This is a genomic window from Acidibrevibacterium fodinaquatile, from assembly GCF_003352165.1.
GTDB lineage: Bacteria > Pseudomonadota > Alphaproteobacteria > Acetobacterales > Acetobacteraceae > Acidibrevibacterium > Acidibrevibacterium fodinaquatile.
The window spans coordinates 249,663-265,852 of the sequence record NZ_CP029176.1 but is presented as its reverse complement, the minus strand read 5'-3'; the positions used below and the strand labels follow the sequence as shown (position 1 = coordinate 265,852).

Genomic DNA, 16,190 nt, shown 5'->3' with positions numbered 1-16,190 from the left:
CAGCCCGGTTTACGCTTGGTCAATGTCGTCAATTTTCGCAATTCTCGTCAATTTCCCTCGACCGCCGCGGCGAGCGGCGTGAAAAACACCGGATACCGCGCCGCCACCGCCGCTTCTGGCCAGAGAAGATGCGGCACGATCAGCCGCTCGGCAAGCCGCAACGCGGGGAGGCTGGGCAAAACCGCCGCCGGCAGGGGGCGCGCGGCGGGGAAATGGCGGCGGCCGACCGGACCCAGCGCCCCGAAGCTCGCCGCCGCCGGCACGACCGGGATGGCGCCGAGGCGAAACCGACCGTCCCACACCGCCCCTGGCCGCGCCGGGACGGGCGGCGCCAGCGCCGCCGGCTCGCGCACCAGGAGGAAGCCTCCCTGAAATCGCCCGGTGCCATGCCGCCCCGCCGGCAAGAAGCGGACGCCGGCGAGTGTCGCCGGGCGCGGTGCCGCCGCAAGCCCGGCAAGCGCTCGCCGCGGCGGCGGATAGGGCCGACCACCGATCATCCGGACCAGCGCCGCGAGCGCCTCCGGCGCGATCGCGCCGGGCGCGAGCAGGGCATAGCCTTCGGGAAACAGCGCCGCCCGCGCGGCGAGAGCGGCGGCGATCGCGGTATCGCCGGCGGCGCGTGCCTCGCGTCGGGCGGCGGCGGCAGCGGCCAGCCCCGCACTTCGCGCCGGCATCGCGGCAAGTGGGCGCAGACGCGCGCGAAGCGTCCGCGGATCGGCGTTGGAGGGATCCTCGACCCACGCAAGCCCGGCGGCGTGCACACTGGCGCGAAGCCGCGCCGGCGCCACCGTAAGCAGCGGCCGGAGCAACGCGATCTCGCCGCCCGCAGCCAGGCACCAGCCCGCCATTCCGGCGAGCCCGGCCGGGCCGCTCGCCGCAAGCGCCCGCATCAAGAGCGTCTCCGCCTGATCGCCGGCGTGATGGCCGAGCAACAGATGGGCCGCCCCACCGGCCGCCGCCGCCGCCACCAGCGCCGCATAGCGCGCCGCCCGCGCCCGCGCGGCGAGGCCCGGCCCCGGCGCCAACCCTTCGAGCCGTATCACGCGCGCGGCAATCCCGCGCCCGGCCAGCCGCGCCTCGGCCAGCGCCGCCTCGGCCGCCGATTCGGGGCGCAAGCCATGATCGACGATCACCGCGAAAACCGTGCCGCAACGCGCCTCGGCCCAGCGCGCGGCGAGCAGGGCGAGGGCCATACTGTCGGCGCCGCCAGACACCGCGAGCGCAAGACGCGGCGGCGCGCCAAACGGCCCGAGCGGCGCCATCAAAGCGGCGAATTCCTCCTCCCCGACCGGAGGCGCGGCGCGTTCAGCCGCAGGCGGCACGCTGGCGAAGGGTCTGGGCGCGATCACGCAAACCCTGACGCGCGGCGGGAAATTCCTTGGCGAATTTGGCGAGCGTCGCGCAGGCGGCGGGCTTGGCGTTGATCGCGGTCAGGGAGTCTGCGAGGCCGAGCAGGGCCTCCGGCGCGTGCGGGCCGGTCGGCGCGGCTTTGTAGGTGTCATCGAAGGCCAATGCCGCCTTCTGATATTGATGTTGCGCCGCGAGCGACTCCCCGAGCAGGAAGTGCGCATCGACGGCATGCCCACCGCCCTTGAGGGCCAGCACCTGCTCGGCGGCATCCGCGGCGCTGGCATAGTCGTGGCGGACGAACGCGCTTCGGCCGTCCTGCAAAAGGGATTCCGCGGTCGGTTTCGCCGGTTTCGCCGCACCCTCCTTGGCAGCCCCAACGGCGGGCGACGTGGCGGGCGACGCGGCCGGCGATGATGCGGCGGGCGGCGTCGTGGGCGGCACCGGCAAGGTGCCGAGCGGCGCCGGCGGCGGGCTCGTGCTCGGCGGAATTTTGTCGTCCGTTGCCTCCTCACGCGCCGCCGGTGCGGTGGCGGCGGGATGCTTGCCGCCCTCGAGCGTGTCGACGCGGAAGCCGAGATCATCGATCTTCTTGTTGAGATCGGCGTTCTGCCGCGCCATCTGGTTGTTCAGCTCATCGACCTGGCCGCGCAATTGCCGCATCTGATCCTCGAGCAGACTGACGCGATCGAGGAGCTGGGTCAGGATATCGCTGCTCGCGGCAGAGGCGGCGGGAGAGGCGTGTTTCGCGCTGCCGAGCGCGGAACCGCCGGTGCCGCCGGATTTCTGCAGCGCGTCGAGATCGTGGCGCAGCGCAAGAATCTCGTTTTGCAATTGGATGGCCTCGCGGCTCTCCATTTGGGCGTGGGCGGCAGCCGGTGCGAAAGCGAGCCCGACCGCGAAGGCGCCGCGCAGCCAAAGCCTCGTCATGCCGACTACCCCCATTGCTTGCAGGAAGGGTCCGGGATTTAAAATAAACCGGCCGTCAAATCAAACCGTCTCGCGAAAATCTGGCAAAAAACAAAGCCGGCAGGCCCAAGGCCGCCGGCTTTTTCTGGCATGGCTTCGGACCATGTCGGCCCAACCCTGCCAACACCCGGATTTTCGGGGCGTGACGGGCTTCCCGCCCCCACACCGGCACCGTCATCCGATCAACTCATCGTCGACCGGATGACGTTCCAGGCCCTCGAAAAACGCTCATCTCCGGTGTTACCACCGCATGAGCAACGCGCGGTGAACTCAGCGAACCGAGGTGATGGCGTTACGGTTTTGCGCCCAAGCCTGCTCGTTATCCCCCATCGCGGTCGGGCGATCCTTGCCGTAGCTGATGGTGGTGATGCGCGAGGCGGCGATCCCCTGAGCGACCAGGAAGTCACGCGCGGCGTTGGCGCGGCGCTGGCCGAGGGCGAGGTTGTATTCCTCGGTGCCGCGATCATCACAATTGCCGGCGAGCTGCACCTGCACTTGCGGGTATTTCTTCAGCCACTCGGCCTGGCGGGTAAGGGTCGCCTTCGCTTCGTCGCTCAGGTTGGACTTGTCAAAGGCGTAAAACACGCGGTCACCGACATTCTGGACGAGATCCTGCTCGCTGCCGGGCACCGGGCCGGACGGCGCGGTCGCGCCAGCGCCGGTGGACGCCGTGGTCGGGGTGGGAGTCTGGTTACAGGCCGCCAGCAGCGCAACGGCGGCAAAGGCGCCAAGAATTTTGATATTCATTGTCTTCTGTCCCTGGGTCTGGGTGCCTAGCGATTACCTATGTGCCTCGCGGCGCAATGTTTATGTCCCCAGGGTCGAAACCAACCCCGGCGAACACACTCATGCCGCATACTCCACCGTTTCGATCGCGGTCAAGCGATCTTCCCGTTATAGCTACGAAATTCATGCCTGTGTTGCAAAATCAGGCGCCGAGCGGCGACCAGGCGGGGTCGGTGGCGTCGGTCGGGGTGGTCGCGACGCGCTCGTTAAACCCGGTGATATCGACGCTGACGAGCCGCGCCGAATAGCCATTGCCGCGCGAATCGCGCGCCGGGGTCTCGCGCCAGAACATGATCACCCGCCCATTGGGGCAGAAAGTCGGCCCCTCGACGGCGAAGCCTTGCGAGAGAATCCGCTCACCGCTGCCATCGGGATGCATGACACCGATGCTCCAGCTATCGCCGCCGAGCCGCGTGTAGGCGATGAGGTCGCCACGCGGCGACCAAACCGGCGTTGCGTAACGGCCCGCGCCGAAGCTGATGCGCCGGACATTGGAGCCGTCGGCGTTCATCATGTAGAGCTGCTGGTCACCGCCGCGATCGGAATTGAACACGATCTGGCTGCCGTCCGGGCTGTAGCAGGGGCTGGTGTCGATCGCGCCGGAATTGGTGAGCTGTGTCTCGCGCCCGCCATCGAGATCGACGACATAGATATTCGAGCCGCTTCCCCGTGTTTCCGAAAGAATGACCTTGCTGCCGTCGGGGCTGAAGCGTGGCGCGAAGGTCATCCCACGCCATTCGCCGAGCATGCGCTGACGGCCCGAGCCGAGATCGAAGATATAGACCCGCGGGCGGTTATTGGCATAACTCATGAAAGCGATCTCGTCGCGCGTCGGATGAAAGCGCGGCGTCAAGACGAGCCAGGAGCCATCGGAAAGAAACCGGTTATTGGCGCCGTCCTGGTCCATGATGGCGAGGCGCTTGATGCGCCGATTGCGCGGCCCGGTGCCGGAGATATAGATCACCCGGCTGTCGAAATAGCCTTTTTCGCCGAGCAGGCGGGAATAGATCACATCGGCGATGATATGGCTGATCCGCCGCCAATTGGCCTCGCCGGTGGTATAGGCGGTGCCTTGGATCTGCTGCTCGGGCAAGACGTCCCAGAGCCGGAATTCGACGCGAACCTGGCTGCCGCTCGATTGCACCCGCCCGGTGACCAGCGCCTGCGCCCCGATCGCCTTCCAGTCGTTCCATTTCGGCACGTCGCCCATGCTGGCGGCGGCCTGGATGAACGACGCCGGATCGAGCGGCTTGAAGAGACCGCAATTGGCGAGGTCGGCGGTCACCACCGCCGCCATGTCACGGCCGAGATTGGGGTTGGCACTGGTCCCGCCGGAAAAGCTCGGAATGGCGATCGGGATGGGCGCGGCGCGGGCACGGTTGACGTCGATCACCGCGCTCGGCGCCCCAGGCTTGCCGGCCGGCGCCGGCGCGGCAGGTGGCTGCTGGGCGGCGGCGGGAAGCGCCCAGGCGCTCGCCGCCGCAGCGCCAATCAAGCCGCGCCGGCCGAGCGCGGGCGGGGGGAGAAAGTCGCTGCCGATGAGGTTCATGGATCTGGCTCCTCGCTCAGGATGTCGAGCGGATATCAGGGACTAAAGCGAAAATCGAGGGTCCGCGACTGGCCGACCATGTCTTTGGGCAGCGGCAGGTTGGCGCAATGCGGATCGAGAACGGCGCGAATCGCGCGTTCGGCGAAGGCGCGGAATTCCGGGTCGCTCATGCGGCCGACATCGCTGCCGGCGACCCGCGCGACCCGCGCGACGCCCTCGGCGTCGGTGACGACCTGCAGATGCACCTGCAACTGGCTGGCATCCTTGGCACCGGGGTCATAGGTCCAGCATTCACGCACGTGATCCCCGATCGAGGCACGCTGATCGGCGGTCAAGGCGCTGGTATCCGTCCCCTCGCGCGCGCCGCCACCCTTCGGGGCGCCGCCAGCCTGCGGGTTGGCGCGGGCCTTCGGCGGCGTCGTCTGCTTCTGCAAGGCCCGCAGCTTCTCGAGCGTCGCCTCCAAGGCGTCGCTCTCGGGGGCGACGTTCTTGGTCGGATTGGGTTGGCTGGTCGCACTTTGCGGCGGCGGCGCCGGCAAGGGCGGCACCGGCAGCGGCGGTTGCACCCTCGCCGCTTGCGGCTGCGGCGGGGCCGGTGTCGGCGGCGCGGGCGGCGGTTTCGCGGTCTCGGGCAAGGCTTCGGGCGAGATCTGTGGCGGCGGCAGGGGCGGGCTCGGCGGTGCCGGCGCGGTCGCCGCCGGAGAGGGCGGCGGCGGTGGCGGCGGGGGTGGGGGCGGCGGCGGCGCCTCGATCGGCGCCGGCTTGGGCGGGGTTGGCGCCGGTGGCGCCTCCTTCACCTCAGGCATCGGCGCTGGCGCCGGCACCTCGCCGGGGGCGGTCGATTTCTGGCTCGGCTGCGCCGGGCCGACGAAATCCATGCTGACCGCGGTCTCCTCGGGCTCTTCCGGCAGGCGACGCGCCGGCAAACCAAACAGCAACAGCGCCGCCAGCGTCACATGCAAAGCGGCCGAGATGGCCGCGCCGCGTTTGAGTTCGAACTCCATGCTTTTCCGAAACGGGCCGCAAGCGGGGCGCGGCCTCAGCCGCGTCCAGGCTTGCCCGGCGGCGCTTTGGGCGATGTCGCCGGCGGCGACGCCGACGAGCCGGCATTCGCCGGCGCCGCTGAGGGCTGCTCGGCAAGAAGGGCAACCTTGCTGAACCCGCCCTGGGTGATGGTGCCCATCACCTGCATCACCAGACCATAGCTCACCGCGCGGTCGCCGCGGACGAAAATCCGCCGCTCCGGGTTGTTTTGCGAAACCGCCTCGAGCTTGGCGACGAGATCGGGGAGTTCGACCTGGGTGTCCTGCAAATAGATATGCCCCTCGGCGTTGATGGTGACGGTGAGCGGCTGGCTATCGCTGTTCAAGGGTTTGGCGTCGGTCTTCGGCAGATCGACATCGACACCCGAGGTCATCAGCGGCGCCGTCACCATGAAAATGATCAAAAGCACCAGCATGACGTCGACCAGCGGCGTCACGTTGATCTCGGCGAGCGGGCGGTAGCGGCCGCGCCCCTTGCCGTTGCCAGCGATGAAAGCGGCCATGCTCAGGCGCGCTCCTCGGACTGGCGCGAGAGGATGGCGCCGAACTCCGCCCCGAACCCTTCGAGGCGGGATGCGAAGCGGGCGAGATCGGTGCTGATTTTGTTATAGGCGAGCACCGCCGGGATCGCCGCGACGAGACCGATCGCGGTCGCGAACAAGGCCTCGGCGATGCCGGGGGCGACCACCGAGAGATTGGTGTTGTGCATCGCGGCGATCGCCGAAAAGCTGTGCATGATGCCCCAGACGGTGCCGAAAAGACCGATGAACGGCGCCGTCGAGCCCACCGAGGCGAGGAAGATCATCCAGCGTTCGAGCCGCTCCATCTCGCGCTGGATGGTGACGGTCATCGCCCGATCGACCCGCTCGCGCACCCCCGAGCGGGCGACGTCGGCGCCGGCGATGCGCAAGCTTCGCCGCCATTCCGCCATCGCCGCGCCGAACACCGCGGCGATCGGATTGGTTGGCTTCGCGCCCTCCTGCTCGAACAATTCATCGAGGCTGCCGCCCGACCAGAAACGGTCCTCGAATCGGTCGGCGGCGCGGTTGACGCGGCGCAACGCCATAAATTTCTCGAACACGATCGCCCATACCCAGACGCTGGCCGCGAGCAGCAGCAGCATGACGAATTTGACGATGATATCGGCCTGCATGAAGAGGCCCCAGAGCGACAGATCCGCTCCCGCCGCCGCCAGATTGGCGGCATCCACTGCCCGATCCACTCAACCCACTCCCTGATATTGTCCAGCCCTTATCACTCAACCAACGCCGCCAACGGCGTCCGCCACGCCGCCGGCAGGCGGGCAGGACGCTGATCGCCGCAGCCAACCGACGCCAACGCAACCGTCAGCAGAACCAGCGCCGCCGTCTCGCCCCGGCGATAGAAGCTCTGGCGTAAAGACGCCGAGGCTCCCCCCACCGACAGCACCTCGGTTTCGACGACGAGCAGGTCATCGAGCCGTGCCGGACGCAGATAGTCCAGTTTCGCTCGCCGCACCACGAAGAAGATGCCATGCCGGGCCACCAACTCCGCATGCGCGATGCCAAGGTCACGCAGACACTCGCTCCGCGCCCGCTCGGCGAAGCGGAGATAGGTCGCATGATAGACGATGCCGCCGGCGTCGGTATCCTCGAAATAGACCCTTACCTCATAGCGATGTTTTTTGCCCGCAAACATGACGTTATTCCGAAATTTCATTCATCTTCGGCCAACCCCTCCGGCGTCAGGAGATCAGGCTGGGCGGGCGGCGGCGGTGGCACAAGGCCGAGATGCTGCCAGCCCGGGCGCCCGAGCACCCGCCCGCGCGCGGTGCGCAGGACCAAGCCTTCCTGGATGAGATAGGGCTCGATCACGTCTTCGAGGGTATCGCGCGCCTCGGCGAGCGCTGCCGCCAGCGTCTCCACCCCGACCGGCCCGCCAGCGTGATGCTCGGCGATGCGGCGGAGATAGCGGCGGTCCATCGCGTCAAGCCCGAGAGGGTCGACATCGAGCCGGGTGAGCGCGGCATCGGTTGCGGCGCGGTCGATCGGGTCGATCCCGTCGACGGCGGCGAAATCGCGCAGCCGGCGCAAGAGCCTCCCGGCAACGCGCGGCGTGCCGCGGGACCGGCGCGCGATCTCCGCCGCCCCCGCGGCGTCGAGCCGCATACCGAGGCGCGCGGCGGCGCGCGCGACGATTCGCTCCAACTCCTCGGGCGTATAGAACACCAGCCGCAGCGGAATCCCGAAACGATCCCGCAAGGGGGTCGCAAGCAGCCCGGCCCGCGTCGTCGCGGCGACCAGGGTGAAGGGGGCGAGATCGATGCGCACGCTGCGCGCCGCCGGCCCCTCGCCGATGATCAGATCGAGCTGAAAATCCTCCATCGCCGGGTAGAGAACCTCCTCGATCGCCGGCTGGAGACGGTGGATTTCGTCGATGAACAGCACATCGCGCGGCTGCAGATTGGTGAGAATCGCGGCGAGGTCGCCGGCGCGTTGGATGACGGGGCCCGAGGTCGCGCGAAACCCAACCCCGAGTTCGCGCGCGACGATCTGCGCGAGCGTCGTCTTGCCGAGCCCCGGCGGCCCATGCAGCAGCACGTGATCGAGCGCCTCGCCACGGGCGCGGGCGGCAGCGATGAAAACCGCGAGATTCTCCCGGCTGGTCTTCTGGCCGACGAATTCGGCAAGCGACTGCGGCCGCAAGCTGGCCTCGGCGGCGTCCTCGGGCGCGCGCTTTGGTGACAGCAGGGGGGGGTCTTCGCTCATCGCCTTTTCATCGCGCAAGCAGCCGCAGACTCGCGCGGATCAAGGCGTCAAGCCCGGCGCCGGCGCCGAGTTCCTCCGCCGCGCGCGCCACCGCCGCTTGCGCGTCCGGGCGCCGGTAGCCGAGATTGAGCAGCGCCGACAGCGCATCCTCTGCCGCCCCCTCGCCGAGGGGCCGCGCCGCCACCCCTTCCGCCGCCGACATCGCGCCGGCACGCTCGCGCAGTTCGGTCAGAAGCCGCGCCGCGAGCTTGGCGCCGACCCCCGGCGCACGGGTCAACGCCGCGCGATCGCCGGCGGCGATGGCAGCGGCAAGCGCGCCAGGCGGCAAGGTCGCGAGAATGGCGAGCGCGACCTTGGCCCCGACGCCCTGGACAGTGGTCAGGAGGCGAAACCAGTCCCGCTCGGCGGGCGCGGCAAAACCGTAAAGCAGCAGCGCGTCCTCGCGCAGATGGGTTTCGATCAACAGCGTCGCGACCGCAGGCGGCGCCGGCAGGGCGGCGAGCGTCGGCGCACTCGCGTGGACGAGATAGCCGACACCGCCGACATCGATGACGCAATGATCGGCGCCGCGCTGCACCACCTGGCCCCTGAGCCGCGCGATCACGAGGCTTGCGCCCAGGCAAGGCGGCTCGCGCGGTGATGGGCGTGGCAGATCGCGACCGCCAGCGCATCGGCGGCATCGAGCCGGGACAGGGTTGCCCCCGGCAACAGCCGGCGCACCATCATCGCCACCTGCTCCTTGCTCGCCCCGCCGGTCCCGACCACCGAACGCTTGACCGTCTTCGCGCCATATTCGGCGACCGCGATCCCGGCCAGGGCCGGCGCGAGCAACGCGACCCCGCGGGCATAGCCGAGCTTCAGCGTCGCCTGGCCGTTGCGGTTGACATAGGTCTCCTCGACCGCTGCCTCCTCCGGCCGATGCGCCGCGATCAAAGCGGCGAGCGCCGCGTGCAGCGCACAGAGCCGCGTCGCAACCGGCGCCTCGGCCGCGGTCGCGATGACCCCGTCGGCGAGATGGATGAGCCGGCTGCCCTCCTGCCCGATCACCCCCCAGCCGGTGAAGCGCAGCCCAGGATCGAGGCCGAGGACACGGATCATCAGGCCGAAAGCTTCCGCATCACCATCTCGGGAATGTCGAAATTGGCGTAGACGTTCTGCACGTCGTCGCTCTCCTCCAGGGCGTCGAGCAATTTGAGCACGCTCGCCGCTTTTTCCTCGTCCAGCGTAACCAGGGTTCCCGGCCGCCACTCGATCCGCGCCGTCTCGGGCGGGCCGAAGCGGGCCTCGAGCGCGTCACGGACGGCAAAGAAATCCTCGACCCCGGTGGTGACCTCATGGCCCTCGTCATCGCTCACGACATTCTCCGCCCCCGCCTCGATCGCCGCCTCCAGCATCGTGTCGTCATCAGCGACGCGCCTCGGATAGCGCACGACGCCGCTCCGGGTGAACAGGAACGAAACCGAGTTGGTCTCGCCAAGGGCGCCGCCGTGTTTGGCAAACGCCGAGCGGATGTCAGACGCGGTGCGGTTGCGGTTGTCGGTCAGCGCCTCGACGATCACCGCAACCCCGGCCGGGCCGTAACCCTCATAGCGGATTTCGACGAAATCCTCGCCGCCGGTGGTGCCACTGGCCTTTTTGATCGCCCGCTCGATGGTATCGCGCGGCATATTGGCCTCGCGCGCCGCGGCACAGGCAGCGCGCAGACGCGGATTGGCAGCAGGGTCAGGCAGGCCGGCGCGGGCGGAGACGGTGATTTCGCGAATGAGCTTCGCGAATTGCCGCGCCTTGCGGGCATCCTGCGCCCCCTTGCGGTGCATGATGTTCTTGAATTGGGAATGTCCAGCCATCGCCGCGCCTTTGCCTTAGCCTCCGCGAATGCGGGGCGTTTTAGCAGCCGGGGCGAGCGCGGGAAATGCCCCCTCGGGAAAGGGAGGAAGCAAGAGGGGAAGAAAGCGGTTCTTTTTTGAAAAAAAGAACCAAAAAACTTTTTCTTGGGAGAGTGTTTTCAGGCTGGGCGCCAAAAGGGCAGCGCGATCGCCAACATCACGAGCTGAACCGTGGCGACGAGGGCAACGCACCCCGGCCAGCCAGCCGCATGCCAAATGCCGGCGGGGAGCAGGCCGCCGAGGCTGCCGCCGATATAATAGAAAGTAACATAGAGCCCGACCGCGGTGGATTTCGCCCGCGCCGCCACCGTGCCGATAAAGCCGAGCGCCATCACCTGCTCGATGAACATCCCGCCAACCCCGAGCGCAAGCCCCGCGACGACCCAGCCGAGCGGCGCCGCGAGCGTCAGCAAAAGCCCGGCGATCCCGCTCAGCGCCGCGAGTGTAAGGGTCACACGCCGGCCGAAGCGAATGGCGAGCCTCGTTGCGAGCGGCGTCGAGACGAGCGCGACCAGATAGGTCGCGAAGACATTGCTGAGTTCTGCCGGGCCGAGCCGATAAGGCGGCGCCGCCAAGAGGAAATTGACGAAGGTGAAGGTCGCCACGATCGAAAACAGCACCGCGAAACCGGCGGCATAGGTCGCGATCAGCCGCGGGTTGACGAGATGAGCGGCAAACCCCTCAAGCGCGGCGCGAACGCCGCGTTGCGGGCGGAAACGCTGCTCGGGGGGCAGGCATAGCATGACGATCAGCGCCGCCGCCGCGGTGAGGGTTCCAAGAAAGATGAATCCGGCCCGCCAGCCGATCAACGCCGCGCTGTAGCCGGCGACGAGGCGGCCACAAAATCCGCCGAGAATAGTGCCGATCGAATAATTGCCAGCAAGGCTGATATTCTCCGCATCCGTCACCTCATCGCCGATATAGGCGATCGTCACCGCGAAAATGAACGGCAATAGCAGCCCTTGCGCGAAGCGGAAGGCGAGCAGGGCGGCGAAACTCGGCGCGAAGGCGATGGCGAGCGTCGGCACGGCAATGAGAAAGCCAGCGCCAACGATCAGGCGCTTGCGCCCCAGCCGATCCGAAATCGAGCCGACGAACGGGGCGACGATCGCAACCGCGGCCAGTGGCGCGGTGACCGTGAGGCCGGTTTCGGCGAGCGGCACACCATAGGCGCCAGCAAGAACGGCGAGAATGGCCTGGGTGGTATAAAGATTGATGAAAGTGCCGAAGCCGGCCGCCATGACGCCAAGGCGGCGTTGCTGGAATGTCGTCACGCCGGCTTCCCACCCGTTTTGCCCCGCCGTCAGCCCCGGCCACGCCCACGGTCGGGTCTGGGTCGGGTGAAACGACAGATGTCTTGCCCTTTATTAGCGCCGCGCGCGAAGCCGCGCCAGAGCCCCGGGACCGAGATGGGCGAGGGCATAAAAAGCGGCGCTGAGCAGGGTGATCGCGAAGCTCGCCGGCCAATCCGTATAATACGCGAGCACGAGGCCGCCCCAGGCCTCAGCGAGCGCCAATGTCGCGGCCAGCGCGACCCCGGTCGCGACATGGCGGGTCACCGGCATCGCCGCCGCCGCCGGGCCGACCAACAAAGTAAACACCAGCAACACGCCGACCACCTCCGCCGCCAGCGCGGTCGCGATGGCGACGATGGCGAGAAAGAGAACCGCATAGAGCCGCAGCGAAACCCCCTTGGCCTCGGCGAGTTCGGGCTGCAGGCTGGCAAACAAAAGCGGGCGCGAAATCACCGCGAGGGTTGCGAGCGCGCCAGCGCCGAGGGCGGCGAGCAGCAGGATCGTCTCCCGTTCCACCGCCAGCACATTGCCGAACAGCAGCGCGGTCGCGACGGTCGCATAGGACGTGAAAAAATGCAGAAACAGCATCCCGAGCCCGAGCGCGAAGGCGAGCACCATGCCGATCGCGACATCGCGGCTGGCACGATCAACCCCGAGCACCCCCATCCCGAGCCCGGCCAGCAAGGTCGCCGCGATCAACCCGGCAAGCGGCGCGATCCCGAGCAGGGCCGCGCCGGTCGCGCCGGTGAAACCGACATGGGACAATGCGTGGCCGGCGAAACTCTGGCCACGCAGCACCAGGAAATATCCGATGATCCCCGCCGTGATGGCGACGATGCCGGCAGCGGCGAAGGCGTTGCGCATGAACTCATAGTCAAGCATCGTGAGAATGCCCGCCGTCGTCGTGGCGATGGGCGTTGGCTTCGAGTTCGGCCGCGCCGGAGAAAACGAAAATGCGCCCACCGAGCCGCACCACCTCGATCGGCGCGTTATAAAGGCGCGACAAGACAGGGCCGGTGATCACCGCCTCGACCGGCCCCAGCGCCGCCGCGCCGCCCCCGAGATAGAGCACCCGATCGAGCACGCCGAGCAGCGGGTTGATCTCGTGCGTGGTGAAAATCACCGTGAGGCCACGCTCGCGCTGAACGTCACGCACCAGGGTGACGATTTCGTGCTGATGCCGCGGGTCGAGATTGATCAGCGGCTCGTCGAGAAGCAGCAAACGCGGCTCGCCGATCAGCGCCTGCGCGAGCAGCAGGCGCTGCCGCTCGCCGCCCGAGAGTTCGCCGAGCGGGCGCCGCGCCAAAGCGCTCGCCCCGACCCGCTCGAGCGCCGCCGCGACCTCGCGCCGCCCGTCGCGGCCGAGGATGGGCAGGCCCAGGCGATGGCCGCGCACCACGCCCGCGACCAGATCATAGCCCGAAAGCCGCATCGCGCCGGGAAAAGCGCGGCTTTGCGGAATGGTGCCGATCGCCGGATTGCCCCGCCGCGCCGGCGCGCCGAACACGCGAACCTCACCCGTGCGCGGCGCAAGAAGGCCAAGGGCGGCGCGCAGCAGCGTCGTCTTCCCGGCGCCATTGGGGCCAAGCAGGCCGACGAACTCCCCCGCCTCGATCGTAAGATCGATGCCGCGCAACACCTCCCGCCCGCCGAACGCCAAGGTGACGTTATGAAAGGCGAGGAGGCTCAAGGATGCGACGCAGGCAGGGCGCGATCAACGGCATCGAGTTCCGCCGCCATCCAATGCTGATAATCCTCCCCCGGCGGCTCGGTCTCGCTCGCGCCGACAACCGGCACGCCCGCCGCATGGGCGATCTTTTCCATCTTCTCGGCCGCCGGATCGCTCGCCTGCGCGTTATAGACGAGCAGACGAACGCGATGCTGGCGGAGATCGTTCTCGAACGCGGCGACATCCTTGGCCGCGGGTTCCGTGTCGTTCATCACCGCCATCTGGAACGCCATATCGCGGACCACCATGCCGAGCCGCGCGAACATCTCGCCGAAGACAGGCTCGGTGGCGGCGACCGGCGTCCCCGCAAGGCGGGCGCGAAGGGCGGTGATCTTGGCCTCGATCGGCGCGAGCGAGCCTTCGAACCGCGCCAGATTGGCGGCGAACTCGGCCTTGTCGGCCGGGTCGGCATCGCTGAGGACGGCGGCGAAACGCTCGGCGAACAGGCGCATGGTCGCGGGATCATACCAGATATGCGGATTGTCGCCAGTCTTGCGCCCGATCAGCGCGGCAACAACGATGACGCTGCGCTCTCGCGGCGATGCGGCGAGCAGCTTTTCCATCCACGGATCATAGTCGATGCCGCTATAGACGACAATTTTGGCGGCCGCGACCGCCCGCGCGACCGAGGGGCTGGCCTCAAAGAGATGCGGATCCTGGTTGGGATTTTCGAGAATGCTGGTGACCGAGACGGCGGCACCGCCGATCTGGCGGGCAACATCGCCATAAAAATTCTCGGCGGCAACCACCCCGAGGGCGCCAGCCTCGGCGGCGGAGGCAAGGCATGCGGCAAGACCAACGCCGGCGACAAAGCCGAAGGGGCGCAGACGAAAACGCGGCATGAGCGAGGTTTCCTGGAGCATGAGGGGCCAAAACGAAACATTATAACGTTTCTTTTTGGCCGGCAATCCCCGGTTTTCAGCCCTGCCGACGGCAAAAACCCCGCCCTGGGACGGGCGGGGCTCACGCGATGCGGTGCGATACCGGTCAGCGAAATCGCTGACCGGTATGCGCGCAGGGTTGGTGTGGCGGCTGCGCGCAACATCAAAAAGATACCAGCCAACCGTCTTCAAGCGACGTGTCATTCTTTCGGCTGGCTGGTATGAAACGCCACTCAGGCGGCGCGGAGGGTCGCGAGGAAATTGTCGATTTCGCCGCGGAGTTTCGCCGATTGGGTGGAGAGTTCGCCGGCCGCCTGCAACACCTCGCCGGCGGCGTTGCCGGCCTCTGAAGAGGTGCGGGCGACGGTGGTGATGGTGGTCGAGACGATTTCGGTGCCGTGCGCCGCCTGGCCGACATTGCCGGCGATTTCGCGCGTGGCCGCCCCCTGCTCCTCGATCGCGGCGGCGATGCTGGTCGTCGCCTCGTTCATCTGCCCGATCATCTCCCCGATCGTGGCGATGGCGGCAACCGCCTGGCTGGTCGCCCCCTGGATGGTCGCGATCTGACCGGCGATCTCCTCGGTCGCGCGCGCGGTCTGGTTGGCGAGATTTTTCACCTCCGAGGCAACGACGGCGAAGCCCTTGCCAGCGTCGCCGGCGCGCGCTGCCTCGATGGTCGCATTCAGCGCAAGGAGATTGGTCTGCGCCGCGATGGTCTGGATCAGCATGATCACATCGCCGATTTTCTGCGCCCCTTCGGCGAGGCTTTTGACCGTCTCGTCGGTGCGCCGCGCCTCGGCAACGCCACGCGCGGCGGTTTCGGCGGAACGGCTGACGAGCTGGTTGATCTCGCCGATCGAGGCGCTCAATTCCTCGGTGGCGGCGGCGACGGTCTGGACATTGCGGCTCGCCTCGCCCGCCGCCTGGGCGACTTTCGCGGTCTGCGCCGAGGCATCCTCGGCGATGCCGGTCATACCGCGCGCGGTGTTCTGCATCGTCGTCGCGGCACCGGCGACGGCGGCGACGATCGCGCCGGCGCTCCGCTCGAACCCATCGGCGAGTTCGAGCCGCGCCAAACGCCGCTCCTCAGACGCCCGCTTAGCCTGCCGCTCCTGTTCGGCACGGAGTTCCGCCCGCTCGATCGCGTTCTGGCGGAATACTTCGACCGCGCGAGCCATTTCGCCGATTTCGTCACCGCGGTCATGGCCGGGGATTTCGGCGCCGAGATCCCCCTTGGTGAGATCGATCATGCGTTGCTGCAAGCGCGAAAGCGGCCGCGTGATGCTGCGCGCAACCAGCCAGGCGATCACGCTGGAGGCGGCGAACAGGGCGAGAATGATCCCCCCGAAACGAAGAAATTTCGACCACAGCGCCGCGCGCAGATCGTCGGTATAGAGCCCCGCGCCGGCATAGAGATTCCACGGCGCAAACGGCGCGACATAGCTAATTTTCGGCAGCGCAACTTTGCTCCCCGGCTTGGGATAATGATAGGAAAGCGTGCCGCCGCCGGCCTTGGCGACGCGGATTTCCTCCTGCACGAAGGGAAATCCCTCGGGATCGCGCACCTCGAACAGATTGGTCCCCTCGCGTTCCGGGGTTGGCCCGAGGATCATCGTCAGGCCATTCATGTCATAGGAGAAAATATAGCCGGTGCCGTTATCGAAGCGGAGCGGGCGCACCGTATCGCGAAATTGCTTGATCGCCTCCTCGCGCGTCAACTGCCCGGCCTCGACCTTTTTTTCGAGGACCGCGGCGACCGACAGCGCCTCCTCCGTCACCGCGCGGAGCTTGGCAATCTTGGCGTCGAGCATGTCGTGATACTGCTCGACCATCGCGAGGCCGGCGATGATCGCGAGCGAAACCAGCGACGCCGCGACGATCATGAGCTGGCGAACGGAGAGCCGTGGCTGGCGCAGCGACGCAAGGGAAAACGGCATCGGAACCTCTTCGAAGACGTG

17 protein-coding genes are annotated in these 16,190 nt (G+C 67.9%); all 17 read right to left on the bottom strand.

Going from position 1 to position 16,190, the window contains the following annotated elements; all coding sequences use genetic code 11:
- Positions 1-47: 47 nt before the first annotated feature.
- Complete coding sequence (gene tilS / locus DEF76_RS01235; RefSeq protein ID WP_240319072.1) at positions 48-1,349, bottom strand: tRNA lysidine(34) synthetase TilS; 1,302 nt, start codon at positions 1,347-1,349, stop codon at positions 48-50.
- Positions 1,306-2,277 carry a tol-pal system YbgF family protein gene (locus DEF76_RS01230; RefSeq protein WP_162800429.1) on the bottom strand — a complete coding sequence of 324 codons (972 nt, stop codon included), beginning with the start codon at positions 2,275-2,277 and terminating at the stop codon, positions 1,306-1,308. Before DEF76_RS01230 ends, tilS begins: the two co-directional genes overlap by 44 nt.
- Before the next feature lie 309 nt (positions 2,278-2,586).
- Entirely contained in the window at positions 2,587-3,063 is a 477-nt protein-coding gene (gene pal, locus DEF76_RS01225; protein WP_114910771.1) for a peptidoglycan-associated lipoprotein Pal, read from the bottom strand.
- Positions 3,064-3,244: 181 nt separating this feature from the next.
- Complete coding sequence (tolB, locus tag DEF76_RS01220) at positions 3,245-4,651, bottom strand: Tol-Pal system beta propeller repeat protein TolB (RefSeq protein ID WP_114910770.1); 1,407 nt, start codon at positions 4,649-4,651, stop codon at positions 3,245-3,247.
- Between the two features lie 35 nt (positions 4,652-4,686).
- Positions 4,687-5,655, bottom strand: a complete 969-nt coding sequence (locus DEF76_RS19170; protein WP_162800428.1) for a hypothetical protein — start codon at positions 5,653-5,655, stop codon at positions 4,687-4,689.
- A gap of 35 nt (positions 5,656-5,690) precedes the next feature.
- Positions 5,691-6,197, bottom strand: a complete 507-nt coding sequence (gene tolR, locus DEF76_RS01205) for a protein TolR (protein ID WP_114910768.1) — start codon at positions 6,195-6,197, stop codon at positions 5,691-5,693.
- A 2-nt stretch (positions 6,198-6,199) separates the two neighbouring features.
- A complete protein-coding gene (gene tolQ / locus DEF76_RS01200) occupies positions 6,200-6,916 on the bottom strand; it encodes a protein TolQ (protein ID WP_114910767.1) in 717 nt (238 codons plus the stop codon).
- Between the two features lie 32 nt (positions 6,917-6,948).
- A complete protein-coding gene (ybgC, locus tag DEF76_RS01195; protein ID WP_240319071.1) occupies positions 6,949-7,371 on the bottom strand; it encodes a tol-pal system-associated acyl-CoA thioesterase in 423 nt (140 codons plus the stop codon).
- A gap of 17 nt (positions 7,372-7,388) precedes the next feature.
- Complete coding sequence (gene ruvB / locus DEF76_RS01190; protein ID WP_114913578.1) at positions 7,389-8,441, bottom strand: Holliday junction branch migration DNA helicase RuvB; 1,053 nt, start codon at positions 8,439-8,441, stop codon at positions 7,389-7,391.
- A 7-nt stretch (positions 8,442-8,448) separates the two neighbouring features.
- Positions 8,449-9,045: a Holliday junction branch migration protein RuvA gene (gene ruvA, locus DEF76_RS01185; protein WP_114910765.1), complete on the bottom strand. Its 597-nt coding sequence runs from the start codon at positions 9,043-9,045 to the stop codon at positions 8,449-8,451.
- Positions 9,042-9,539, bottom strand: a complete 498-nt coding sequence (gene ruvC / locus DEF76_RS01180) for a crossover junction endodeoxyribonuclease RuvC (protein ID WP_114910764.1) — start codon at positions 9,537-9,539, stop codon at positions 9,042-9,044. Before ruvC ends, ruvA begins: the two co-directional genes overlap by 4 nt.
- Entirely contained in the window at positions 9,539-10,288 is a 750-nt protein-coding gene (locus tag DEF76_RS01175) for a YebC/PmpR family DNA-binding transcriptional regulator (RefSeq protein WP_114910763.1), read from the bottom strand. Before DEF76_RS01175 ends, ruvC begins: the two co-directional genes overlap by 1 nt.
- Before the next feature lie 158 nt (positions 10,289-10,446).
- Positions 10,447-11,601 carry an MFS transporter gene (locus DEF76_RS01170; protein WP_162800427.1) on the bottom strand — a complete coding sequence of 385 codons (1,155 nt, stop codon included), beginning with the start codon at positions 11,599-11,601 and terminating at the stop codon, positions 10,447-10,449.
- Between the two features lie 93 nt (positions 11,602-11,694).
- Positions 11,695-12,504: a metal ABC transporter permease gene (locus DEF76_RS01165; protein ID WP_114910761.1), complete on the bottom strand. Its 810-nt coding sequence runs from the start codon at positions 12,502-12,504 to the stop codon at positions 11,695-11,697.
- A complete protein-coding gene (locus DEF76_RS01160; RefSeq protein ID WP_114910760.1) occupies positions 12,497-13,312 on the bottom strand; it encodes a metal ABC transporter ATP-binding protein in 816 nt (271 codons plus the stop codon). The genes DEF76_RS01165 and DEF76_RS01160 overlap by 8 nt, the downstream gene beginning before the upstream one ends.
- Positions 13,309-14,193: a metal ABC transporter solute-binding protein, Zn/Mn family gene (locus DEF76_RS01155; protein WP_205216066.1), complete on the bottom strand. Its 885-nt coding sequence runs from the start codon at positions 14,191-14,193 to the stop codon at positions 13,309-13,311. Before DEF76_RS01155 ends, DEF76_RS01160 begins: the two co-directional genes overlap by 4 nt.
- A 272-nt stretch (positions 14,194-14,465) precedes the next feature.
- Complete coding sequence (locus DEF76_RS01150; protein WP_114913576.1) at positions 14,466-16,169, bottom strand: methyl-accepting chemotaxis protein; 1,704 nt, start codon at positions 16,167-16,169, stop codon at positions 14,466-14,468.
- Positions 16,170-16,190 lie beyond the last annotated feature (21 nt).